This is a genomic window from Rhizobacter sp. P3_B12, assembly GCF_056402895.1.
In genome coordinates this window covers 1-10,642 of the sequence record NZ_JBFUGN010000118.1, presented here as the reverse complement: position 1 = coordinate 10,642, position 10,642 = coordinate 1, and the positions used below count along the sequence as shown (strand labels likewise).

Below are 10,642 nucleotides of genomic sequence, written 5' to 3'. Positions count from 1 at the left end.
GGCGAACACCGACACCGGCAGCTGCGAGGCCAGCAGGTTCTGCACCAGCCTGGCCGTCGACGGCTGGCCGACCGGGCTGATGCCGTCGACCGCCAGGCCGTGGTCGGACGCGAACAGCGCGATCTGCGGCGAACTGAAGCGCGGCTTCAGCGTGTTCTGGATCAGGCCCAGGCGCACCGCGAGCGGCTCGAGTTCGCCCAGGTTGCCGGTCACCTCGCTGCGGCGCWTCAGCTTCTCGCGCAAGGCCTGCTCGAGAAGGGGGTTGGCCGTGGGAGAGATCAGTGATCGGTTGACGGACATGGGCAGGGTGTTGGATCGTGCCGGAGGGGTCGTCATGGAAATCGCCCCAGCGTCACCGTCACTTCGAGTTCGAATACCGAGCATGGATTGTGGAGCAGCGCTCGCGGCCGCGGCAATGGTGTGTCATCCCTAGGAGTCAGGCTGTCGGGCTTGGCGCGCACGGCGGGTTCAGCGCAGGAACAGCCGGTAGACCGGGTTGTCGGTCTCGTCGACGCACGGGTAGGCGAGGCCTTCGAGGAACGCCTTGAAGGCCTTCTTGTCACCGCGCGGCACCTGGATGCCGACCAGGATGCGGCCGTAGTCGGCGCCCTGGTTGCGGTAGTGGAACAGGCTGATGTTCCAGTCCGGGTGCATCGACGACAGGAAGCGCATCAGCGCGCCCGGGCGCTCGGGGAACACGAAGCGGTACAGGCGCTCGTCGCGTGCGAGTTCGCTGCGCCCGCCCACCATGTGGCGCACGTGCTGCTTGGCCAGTTCGTCGTCGGTCAGGTCGATGGTGTCGAAGCCGTGCCTGCCGAAGCTGCGCGCGATCTTCGTCGATTCGCCGCGGTTGCTGGTGGCCAGGCCGACGAACACATGCGCCTGGTTCGCATCCGAGATGCGGTAGTTGAACTCGGTGACGCTGCGCGCGCCGATCAGCTCGCACAGGCGGCGGAAGCTGCCGTGCTCCTCGGGGATCGTCACCGCGAACAGCGCCTCGCGTTCCTCGCCGACCTCGGCGCGCTCCGCGACGAAGCGCAGCCGGTCGAAGTTCATGTTCGCGCCGGTGGTGATCGCGACCAGCGTGCGGCCCTTCAGCTTGTGCGTCTCGGCGTACTGCTTGATGGCCGCCACGCCGAGCGCGCCGGCCGGCTCGAGGATGCTGCGGGTGTCCTGGAACACGTCCTTGATGGCGGCGCAGGCCGCGTCGGTGTCGACGAGCACGAAGTCGTCGACCAGCTCGCGTGCCAGCCGGAAGGTCTCTTCGCCGACCAGCTTGACGGCCGTGCCGTCCGAGAACAGGCCGACGTCGCTCAGCTGCACGCGCTTGCCGGCCTTGACCGAGCGCACCATCGCATCGGAGTCGGAGGTCTGCACGCCGATCACCTTGATCTCGGGCCGCACCGCCTTGATGTACGCGGCGATGCCGGCGATCAGGCCGCCGCCGCCGATCGCGACGAACACCGCGTCGATCGGACCCTGGTGCTGGCGCAGGATCTCCATCGCGATGGTGCCCTGGCCGGCGATCACGTCGGGGTCGTCGAACGGGTGCACGAAGGTGAGGCCGCGGGCCTTCTCGAGCTCGAGCGCGTGAACGTAGGCGTCGGAGTAGCTGTCGCCGTGCAGCACGACCTCGCCGCCGAGCGCGCGCACCGCGTCGATCTTCACGCGCGGCGTCGTCACCGGCATCACGACGACGGCCTGGCAGCCGAGCTTGTGGGCGCCGAGCGCCACGCCCTGCGCATGGTTGCCGGCCGAGGCGCAGATCACGCCACGCTTCAGCGAAGCGGCGTCCAGGTGCGCCATCTTGTTGTAGGCGCCGCGCAGCTTGAAGCTGAACACCGGCTGGCTGTCCTCGCGCTTGAGCAGCACCTGGTTGCCGACGCGCTTCGACAGGCTGCGCGCCGTCTCGAGCGGCGTCTCGTCGGCCACGTCGTAGACCTTCGCCGTCAGGATCTTCTGCAGGTAGTCGGACAGGCTGAGCGGCGAGCCGGTCGCCTTGGCAGGCGCGGGGCGCGGTTTTTTCGGGCGAGCGGCGCCTGCCATCGGGGACTCCTCGGAGGGGTTGTTCTGGGGGCGCCGGATGATACGTCAGTGGTCGCCAACCGCTCGGCCCCGGCGCGCGGCTGGGATGCAGGCAGAAAAAAGCCCAAGTCATTGCTGACTTGGGCTGAATCCACCAATGGAGGAGGTGGAGGAGACAAACGGTGATGTCCCGGAAGACATCGATTGCGCGAGTGTAGCTGCAGTCATGTTGCGCCGCAATATGGGCGAGGGGCTTCGGCGACGCTGCCGGGCGTGGGGTTGTGACGGGATGCACAATGCCGGTCGCCCGCTGGGGCGGATGTGGCGGCTTTGCGAAGGCCTGGAGTCAGACGATGGAATGCACGATCAACTGGATGCCCGCGACCGGGATGGGCATGGTGGCCGAGACCGGCAGCGGCCATGTGCTGCTGATGGACGGTGCGCCCGACGGCGGCGGCCGCAACCTCGCGCCGCGCCCGATGGAGACGGTGCTCGCCGGCACCGGCGGCTGCACCGCCTACGACGTGGTGCTGATCCTGAAGCGCGGCCGCCACGAGGTGACCGGCTGCCAGGTGAAGATGCAGGCCGAGCGGGCGCCGGCCGACCCGAAGGTCTTCACGAAGATCCACCTGCACTTCACCGTCAGCGGCAAGGGCCTGCCGGCGCAGGCGGTCGAGCGGGCGATCCAGATGTCGCACGACAAGTACTGCTCGGCCACCATCATGCTGGCGAAGACGGCCGAGATCACGACCAGCTTCGAGATCGTCGAGGCCTGATCGCCGTCAGATGCGGTGCGCGGTGGCCGTCATGACGCGGGCCGCCAGGCGCATCGCGGTGCGAACCGGCCACGGCAGCGTGATGCCGCCGGCTGCGCTGGCGTCTTCCGCGTGGCGGGCTTCGTCGTCCTTCATCTGCTGCACGATGGCGCGTGACGCGTCGTCGGCGGCGGGCAATTGCTCGTTGTGGCCGGCCAGGTGCGCCTCGACCTGGCGTTCGGTCTCGACGATGAAGCCCAGGCTGATGCGGTCGCCCGCCAGGCCGGCCGCCCAGCCGATGCCGAAGGCGCCGGCGTACCAGAGCGGATTCAGCAGGCTGCGGTGCGCCTGCAGCTCGACGAGCCGCTGGTGCGTCCACGACAGGTGGTCGGCCTCTTCGCGCGCGGCCGCTTCGCAGTGCGAGCGCAACGCCGGATCGCGGGCCGTCAGCGCCTGCGCCTGGTAGAGCGCCTGGGCGCAGACCTCGCCGACGTGATTGACGCGCATCAAGGCACCGGACAGCTGTTGCTCGGCCCGCGTGAGGGTCGGCAGCGTACGGGCCGGCGTGGGCTTCGAGGCGGCGCCGGGTGTCGGCGCGGCGAGGGTTCGCAGCGCGCTGTCGGCGGCGCCCAACCAGTGGTCGAGGCGCGACAGCGAGCGGCCGGAAGTGGCGATGGAAGGCATGCGCGCAGGATACCGAACGGGCGTTCGTGCCGGCATGTGCCGGCGCAGCAAGCATGGTTTCGTGTCGATTCCGTGCACGTTGTGCTCAGACAACACAAGCCCCCAATGCAGTGCCACGAGCCTTTGCTTACATGCCGCGCTCTGGTGCAATACGCCAACTTCCACTGAGGAGGTTGGCTCGGTCTGTCCCCGGCGGGGATTCTGGTGACCGGGACCTCTTGTTCAACTTAGGAGATCGTCGCAATGAAAAAATCTCTACTCGTTCTCGCAGCTCTGGGCGCGTTTGCCGGTGCAGCTTCGGCGCAGTCGTCGGTCACGCTGTTCGGTATCCTGGACGTCGGYGCCCGTTACACCAAGAACGGCGACCAGAAGCTGAAGACGCTGAGCACCGACGGCATCAACAGCAGCCGTCTGGGCTTCCGTGGTGTCGAAGACCTGGGTGGCGGCCTGAAGGCTGGTTTCTGGCTGGAATCGGCTGTGAATCCGGATGCCGGCACGGCCAACTCGACGCGCTTCTGGCACCGTCGTTCGACCGTCAGCCTGATCGGCAACTTCGGTGAAATCCGTGCCGGCCGCGAACTGACCGCAACCTTCACGGGCTTCGCCGACTACGACACCTTCGGCACCAATGGTGTTGCCGACGTGGGCCACTTCAACGCTGCCAGCACCGTCGGTGCCGGCAACGTCGACACGGTGACCCGTTCGGACAACATGGTCAGCTACTACACGCCGGCCCTGGGTGGCTTCTACGCTCGCGCGTCGGTCGCTGCTGGTGAAGGCGTCAACGGCAAGAAGCACATCGCTGGCCGCCTCGGCTACGCCGCTGGCCCGCTGGACGTGTCGGGCACCTACGGCACCACCGAAAACATCACCGACGGCGAGAAGTACAAGAAGGGCATCATCGGCGCTTCGTACGACTTCGGTGCTGTGAAGGTCCTGGGCTTCGGCGCTCAAGCCAAGTACCTCGACGCGAAGCAGAACGTGATCCAGATCGGCGCCTCGGTGCCGGTCGGTGCAAGCACCTTCCGTGCTGGCTACGTCCGCGTCGACATGAAGGGCACGAACGCTGCTGGCGCGAGCATCGATGCCAACGATGCCAACCAGTTCGCTGTCGGCTACCAGTACGACCTGTCCAAGCGCACCGCGCTGTACAGCACGTTCGCGTCGATCAAGAACAAGGGTACTGCCACCTACACGGTGCAAGGCACGACCGCGACGGCCTCGTCGCCGGCTCTGCCCTACATCTCGGGTGGCCAGAAGTCGCAAGGCTTCGAAGCCGGTATCCGCCACTCGTTCTGATCGCAGCGGCACGGCTTGCCGTGCCACTCTGATGCAGTTCGTTCAAAGGCCGCCTTCGGGCGGCCTTTTTCATGGGCGTGTCGCCTGAGTGACACGAATTGACACAACAAGAACGATCGGCGCTTTGTCGCAATCAAGGTTTACGCCAGTGAACGCGTAGCAACAGGAAAGCGCACGACCGTGCTGCTTCAATGACAATTCCTGCAACAAGAAGAATTCGTTTGCTACCGACAACAGGAGACAACTGTGAAAAAGACGATCTTGGTGACTGCGGCGCTCGCTGCGATGGGTTCTTCGGCATTCGCGCAGTCGAGTGTCACGATCTACGGCATCGTCGACGTGGCGATGCGGCATACATCGAACGAGCAGAACGGGGGCGCCGAAGCTGGCATGTGGCGCGAAATCGGTGGGGGTATGTCGCAAAGCCGACTCGGCATCAACACCGTCGAAGACCTCGGTGGCGGCATGAAGGCGCTGGTCAACCTGGAACACCGGCTGTTGCCCGACAACGGCACGCAGCCCGGCGCTCAGTTCTGGCAGCAATCCTGGGTCGGCTTGCAGACCGGCTTCGGCCGCGTGACCCTGGGCCGGCAATACAACGTGCTGTTCGATGTCGTCACCAGCACCTACGCGTCCTATCCCTATTCGCCCTACTTCGAGGCCTACAAGCCGGAGATCGGTTTCGCGGTGGGCGCGCGCGCCGACAACATGGTCAAGTACCTGATCGAAGTCGGCCCGGTGCGCGCTGCGCTGCAGGTGTCGGCCGGTGAAGGTTCGGCCACCGGCGGGAAGACCGTGGGCGGCTACCTGCGCTATTCGGACAGCGGCATCGGCGCCGGCGTGGGCTACGAAGAATACGAGTTCGCCTCGGAGAAGAAGTTGAAGGCCACGACCTTCGGTGCGTCGTACAAGACGGGCCCTTGGTACTTCAATGTCGGCTGGGGCGAGAACAAGGTCGACTCCGGTCTGACGGCCACTGACAGGGCGACGCTCGGTGCCTTCTGGACCGGTGGCGCCAACGGCGGCTTCGGTGGCCCGGCCTTCCAGGCGGCCGACAAGCGCCAGATCTGGACCATCGGCACCAACTTCCAGGCCACGACCGAACTGAATCTGGGCATCCACTACTTCCGTGCGAAGCAGAACGGGCCTGCGGCTGTGGTATCGCCCGATGCCACCGCCAAGTTCCTGACGGCTGCCGCCGACTACGCGCTGTCGAAGCGCACCGATGCCTATGTCGAAGCCGACACCACCAAGCTGAGCGGCAATGTCAGCCTGAACGGTGCCGGCGGCGCAGCCAACGGCGCCCAGAAGCGCAATGGCTTCACGATCGGGCTGCGCCACCGCTTCTGATCGGCTACGCCYTTCACCAGCCAGGGCCGCCACCGAGCGGCCCTTTTTCATGCACGCGCGCCCCTGGGCCCCTCGTTTGCCCGAGGCGGTTCGGAAGTTGCTTCGGCAGTAAAGTCACGCGGGACCTTTCGGGACCTCTTTCACCCACGCATGCTCGCTTTCATCATTCGCCGGTTCCTGCAGGCCATCGTCGTGATGCTGTCGGTGGCCTTCATCTCCTTCATGCTGTTCCAGTACGTCGGCGACCCGGTCACCAACCTGCTCGGCCAGGAGGCCACGCCCGCCCAGCGTGCACAGCTGCGCGCCGATCTGGGGCTCGACAAGCCGTTTCCGATCCAGTTCGCGCGCTTCGTCGGCAATGCGGTGCAGGGCGAGTTCGGCCTCAGCCTGCGCCAGGGCCGCAAGGTCTCGTCGCTGATCGTCGAACGCCTGCCGGCCACGCTCGAGCTGTCGCTGGTGGCAGCCGTCATTGCGCTCGCGGTCGGCATTCCGTTCGGCGTGTATGCCGCGCTGCGCCGTGGCAGCGCGCTGTCGCAGGGCCTGATGACGCTCTCGCTGCTCGGCGTGTCGCTGCCCACGTTCCTGATCGGCATCCTGCTGATCTACATCTTCGCCGTCACGCTGAAGTGGCTGCCGAGCTTCTCGCGCGGCGAGGTGGTCGCCTTCGGTGCGTGGACCTCCGGCTTCTTCACGGTCGACGGCTGGCGCCACCTGATCCTGCCGTCGATCACGCTGGCGGCCTTCCAGTTGACGCTGATCATGCGGCTCGTGCGCTCGGAGATGCTCGAGGTGCTGCGGGCCGACTACATCCGGTTCGCGCGCGCGCGCGGCCTGCCGAACCGGGTCGTGTATTTCTCGCATGCGCTGCGCAACACGCTGGTGCCGGTGATCACGATCACCGGGCTGCAGCTGGGTGCGTTGATCGCGTTCGCCATCATCACCGAGCAGGTGTTCCAGTGGCCCGGCATGGGGCTGCTGTTCATCCAGGCGGTCACGTTCGCCGACATCCCGGTGATGGCCGCCTACCTCTGCCTGATCGCGTTGATCTTCGTCGTGATCAACCTGGTCGTCGATCTTCTCTACTTTGCCGTCGACCCGCGCCTGCGCGTCGAGCGCACGGCAGGAGCCCACTGATGATGCGTGAATCCGCACCCTTGGCCGCGTCGGGTGCCTACCAGCGGCTGGCCGGCTGGCAGCCCGAGCTGATGGCGTTCCGGCGCGACCTGCATGCCCACCCGGAGCTGGGTTTCGAGGAGGTGCGCACCGCCTCCAAGGTGGTCGAGGCCTTGCGCGTGTGCGGCGTCGACGAGGTCCACACCGGCATCGGCAAGACCGGCGTGGTCGGCGTGATCCGCGGCAGCCGGCCCGCCGGTGCGCACGGCGCGAAAGCCATCGGCCTGCGTGCCGACATGGACGCGCTGCCGATGCGCGAAGAGAACGACTTCCCGTGGCGATCGGCCACCCAGGGCCTGATGCACGGCTGCGGCCACGACGGCCACACCGCGATGCTGGTGGGCACGGCGCGCTACCTGGCCCAGACCCGGCAGTTCGCCGGCGACGCGGTGCTGATCTTCCAGCCCGGCGAGGAAGGCTTCGCCGGTGCGAAGGCGATGATCGACGACGGCCTGTTCGACCGCTTCCCGGTCGATGCGGTCTATGCGATGCACAACTGGCCGAGCATGCAGCCTGGCACGATCGGCCTGAACATGGGCGCGATGATGGCGGCCGCCGACCGCATCGAGATCACCGTCAACGGCCGCGGCGGCCACGGCGCGCACCCGTACATGGCGATCGATCCGGTGCTGGTCGCCGCGCACATCATCACCGCGGCGCAAAGCCTGGTGTCGCGCAACGTCAACCCGCTCGACAGCGCCGTCGTGAGCCTGTGCGCGATGCAGGCCGGCGACCTGGGCGCGTTCAGCGTGATCCCCCGCCAGGCGAAGCTGATGGGCACCGTGCGCACGTTCAAGCGCGAAGTGCAGGACCTGATCGAGGAGCGCCTGGGCCGGCTGGCCGAATCGGTGGCGCTCGGTTTCGGCGCGACCGCGAGCCTCGACTACAAGCGCGTCTACCCGGCGACGATCAACACGCCGCGCGAGGCCGCCTTCGCGGCCGACGTCGCCGCCGGCCTGGTCGGCGAGGACAAGGTGGTGCGCGAGCTCGTGCCGAGCATGGGCGCCGAGGATTTCTCGTTCATGCTGCAGGCGCGCCCCGGCGCCTACCTGCGCATCGGCCAGGGCGGCGAAGGCGGCTGCTTCCTGCACAGCACCCGCTACGACTTCAACGACGAGATCCTGCCGCTCGGCAGCGCCCTGCTCGCGACCCTGGTCGAGCGCGCGATGCCGCTGTAGCCGTCTCCGCCTGCCGCGGCCGCGCCGCCGGCCGCCTCGCTCCGACACCCCGACGTTCGTTCATCCCCCAAGGAGTCCACGATGAAGCTGAAACCCACCCTGCTTGCGGCTGCGCTGTTCCTGTCGTGCGGCATGGCCGGTGCCGTGACCCTGCGCGTCGCCAACCAGGGCGATGCGCAGTCGATGGATCCGCATTCGCTGAACGAGACGCTGCAGCTCACCTTCACCGGCAACGTCTACGAGCCGCTGATCGGCCGCGACAAGAAGCTCGCGCTCGCGCCGATCCTCGCCACCGAATGGAAGCAGACCTCGCCGACGGTGTGGCGCTTCGAGCTGCGCAAGGGCGTGACCTTCCACGACGGCACGCCGTTCAGTGCCGACGACGTGGTGTTCTCGCTGAAGCGCGCGGCCGGCGAGGGCTCCGACATGCAGAGCTACACCTCGCCGTTCAAGGAGGTGCGCAAGGTCGGCCCGCTGACGGTGGAGATCGAGACGCTCGCGCCGTTCCCGATCCTGCCGGACGTGCTGACGAACGTCTTCATGATGAGCAGGAAGTGGTGCGAGGACAACAAGGCCGTGATCCCGGTCGACCGCCGCAAGGGCATCGAGAACACCGCGAGCTTCAAGGCCAACGGCACCGGCCCGTTCAGGCTGAAGGAGCGCCAGCCGTCGGCGCGCACCGTGCTGGTCCGCAACGGCACCTGGTGGGGCAAGGTCGACGGCAATGTCGACGAGGTGATCTTCACGCCGATCGGCAGCGCCCCCACGCGTGTTGCGGCGCTGCTGTCCGGCGAGGTCGACGTGATCGAGCCGGTGCCGCTGCAGGACATCGATCGCATCAAGTCGTCGCCGAACCTGAAGGTGTCGCAGGGCCCCGAACTGCGCACGATCTTCCTCGGCATGGACCAGAAGCGCGACGAGCTGCAGTTCTCGAGCGTCAAGGGCAAGAACCCGTTCAAGGACAAGCGCGTGCGCCAGGCCTTCTACCAGGCGATCGACATCGAGACGATCAGGAACCGCGTGATGCGCGGCGCATCGCTGCCGTCGGCGCTGATGGTGGGCCCGGGCATCCGCGGCTTCACGCCGGAGCAGAACAAGCGGCTGCCCTATGACGTCGATGCGGCGAAGAAGCTGCTGGCCGAGGCCGGCTACCCGGCCGGCTTCGAGGTCGGCCTGAACTGCCCGAACGATCGCTACGTCAACGATGCCGACATCTGCCAGGCGGTGGCCGCCAACTTGGCGCGCATCGGCGTGAAGGTGAACCTGCAGACCGAGACCAAGAACACCTATTTCCCGAAGATCCTGCGCCGCGACACCAGCTTCTACCTGCTGGGCTGGACGCCGAGCACCTACGACGCCCACAACGCGCTGACCTCGCTGATGGCCACACCGACCGACAAGGGCCAGGGCCAGTTCAACCTCGGCTCGTACAGCAACCCGAAGGTCGACGAGCTGACGCTGAAGATCCAGAGCGAGACCGACCAGGCGAAGCGCAACGCGATGATCAAGGAGGCGTTCGAGCTACATGCCAACGACGTCGGCCACATCCCGCTGCACCAGCAGGCGCTCGCCTCGGCGATGAAGAAGAACGTCGACATCGTCCAGCTGCCCGACAACTTCATGCCCTACAAGTGGGTGGTCGTGAAATGAATTCGGCGTTGCGGAGATTCTTCGACGGCGACCTCTGGTACAGCTTCCGCCGCTCGCCGACCGCGATGGTGGCCGCGGTCGTCGCCTTCACCTGCATCTTCTGCGCGCTGTTCGCCGAACTGGTCGCGCCGCACAACCCGATGGACCTCGCGACGCTGGAGCTCGCCGACTCGCGGCTGCCGCCGGCCTGGCTGCCCGAAGGCAGCTCGAAATACCTGCTCGGCACCGACGACCAGGGCCGCGACATCCTGTCCGCGCTGATGTACGGCTCGCGCATCTCGCTGCTGGTGGGTGTGGCCTCGGTGCTGGTGTCGCTCTCGGTCGGCGTGTCGCTCGGGTTGCTGGCCGGCTTCGTCGGCGGCAAGACCGATGCCTTCATCATGCGGCTGTGCGACGTGATGCTGTCGTTCCCGTCGATCCTGGTCGCGCTGCTGATCGACGGCATCGGACGGGCGGTGTTCCCGAATGCGCACGAAGGCCTCGCGTTCGCGGTGCTGATCGTCGCGATCTCGCTGACCGGCTGGGTGC

10 protein-coding genes are annotated in these 10,642 nt (G+C 66.9%); 7 read left to right on the top strand and 3 right to left on the bottom strand.

Annotated elements, in window-relative coordinates:
* Both AC1D01_RS09290 and ilvA read right to left on the bottom strand, forming a co-directional pair.
* On the bottom strand, positions 1 to 300 hold a 300-nt coding region (locus tag AC1D01_RS09290; RefSeq protein WP_477865759.1), incomplete at its 3' end, for a nicotinate-nucleotide--dimethylbenzimidazole phosphoribosyltransferase.
* Between the two features lie 168 nt (positions 301 to 468).
* Positions 469 to 2,046: a threonine ammonia-lyase, biosynthetic gene (ilvA, locus tag AC1D01_RS09285; RefSeq protein WP_477865758.1), complete on the bottom strand. Its 1,578-nt coding sequence runs from the start codon at positions 2,044 to 2,046 to the stop codon at positions 469 to 471.
* A 332-nt stretch (positions 2,047 to 2,378) separates the two neighbouring features.
* Here ilvA and AC1D01_RS09280 point away from each other — a divergent pair, with 332 nt between their 5' ends.
* On the top strand, positions 2,379 to 2,801 hold the full coding sequence (locus AC1D01_RS09280; RefSeq protein ID WP_047585097.1) for an OsmC family protein: 423 nt from the start codon (positions 2,379 to 2,381) through the stop codon (positions 2,799 to 2,801).
* Positions 2,802 to 2,807: 6 nt separating this feature from the next.
* On the opposite strand, the gene coq7 is transcribed toward AC1D01_RS09280, so the two are convergent.
* Entirely contained in the window at positions 2,808 to 3,464 is a 657-nt protein-coding gene (gene coq7 / locus AC1D01_RS09275) for a 2-polyprenyl-3-methyl-6-methoxy-1,4-benzoquinone monooxygenase (protein WP_477865757.1), read from the bottom strand.
* Positions 3,465 to 3,707: 243 nt separating this feature from the next.
* On the opposite strand from coq7, the gene AC1D01_RS09270 reads away from it, so the two are divergent.
* From AC1D01_RS09270 to AC1D01_RS09245, 6 genes are all read left to right on the top strand, one after another.
* The gene (locus tag AC1D01_RS09270) at positions 3,708 to 4,763 is read left to right on the top strand and encodes a porin (RefSeq protein WP_477865756.1); all 1,056 of its coding nucleotides are present in this window, start codon (positions 3,708 to 3,710) and stop codon (positions 4,761 to 4,763) included.
* A 246-nt stretch (positions 4,764 to 5,009) separates the two neighbouring features.
* Entirely contained in the window at positions 5,010 to 6,113 is a 1,104-nt protein-coding gene (locus AC1D01_RS09265) for a porin (protein WP_477865755.1), read from the top strand.
* Positions 6,114 to 6,263: 150 nt separating this feature from the next.
* Positions 6,264 to 7,247 (top strand): ABC transporter permease, encoded by a 984-nt coding sequence (locus tag AC1D01_RS09260; protein ID WP_477865754.1) that lies wholly within the window; start codon positions 6,264 to 6,266, stop codon positions 7,245 to 7,247.
* Positions 7,247 to 8,464 carry a M20 aminoacylase family protein gene (locus tag AC1D01_RS09255; RefSeq protein ID WP_477865753.1) on the top strand — a complete coding sequence of 406 codons (1,218 nt, stop codon included), beginning with the start codon at positions 7,247 to 7,249 and terminating at the stop codon, positions 8,462 to 8,464. Before AC1D01_RS09260 ends, AC1D01_RS09255 begins: the two co-directional genes overlap by 1 nt.
* A gap of 81 nt (positions 8,465 to 8,545) precedes the next feature.
* Entirely contained in the window at positions 8,546 to 10,114 is a 1,569-nt protein-coding gene (locus AC1D01_RS09250) for an ABC transporter substrate-binding protein (protein WP_477865752.1), read from the top strand.
* A partial coding sequence (locus AC1D01_RS09245; RefSeq protein WP_477865751.1) for an ABC transporter permease occupies positions 10,111 to 10,642 on the top strand: 532 nt, incomplete at its 3' end. The genes AC1D01_RS09250 and AC1D01_RS09245, both read left to right, overlap by 4 nt.

Excerpts from the sequence above, each read along its gene's own strand:
- AC1D01_RS09255 (WP_477865753.1), top strand. The coding sequence starts at position 7,247 with ATGATGCGTGAATCCGCACCCTTGGCCGCGTCGGGTGCCTACCAGCGG.
- AC1D01_RS09250 (WP_477865752.1), top strand. The coding sequence starts at position 8,546 with ATGAAGCTGAAACCCACCCTGCTTGCGGCTGCGCTGTTCCTGTCGTGC.
- coq7 (WP_477865757.1), bottom strand. The coding sequence starts at position 3,464 with ATGCCTTCCATCGCCACTTCCGGCCGCTCGCTGTCGCGCCTCGACCAC.
- AC1D01_RS09260 (WP_477865754.1), top strand. The coding sequence starts at position 6,264 with ATGCTCGCTTTCATCATTCGCCGGTTCCTGCAGGCCATCGTCGTGATG.
- AC1D01_RS09280 (WP_047585097.1), top strand. The coding sequence starts at position 2,379 with ATGGAATGCACGATCAACTGGATGCCCGCGACCGGGATGGGCATGGTG.
- ilvA (WP_477865758.1), bottom strand. The coding sequence starts at position 2,046 with ATGGCAGGCGCCGCTCGCCCGAAAAAACCGCGCCCCGCGCCTGCCAAG.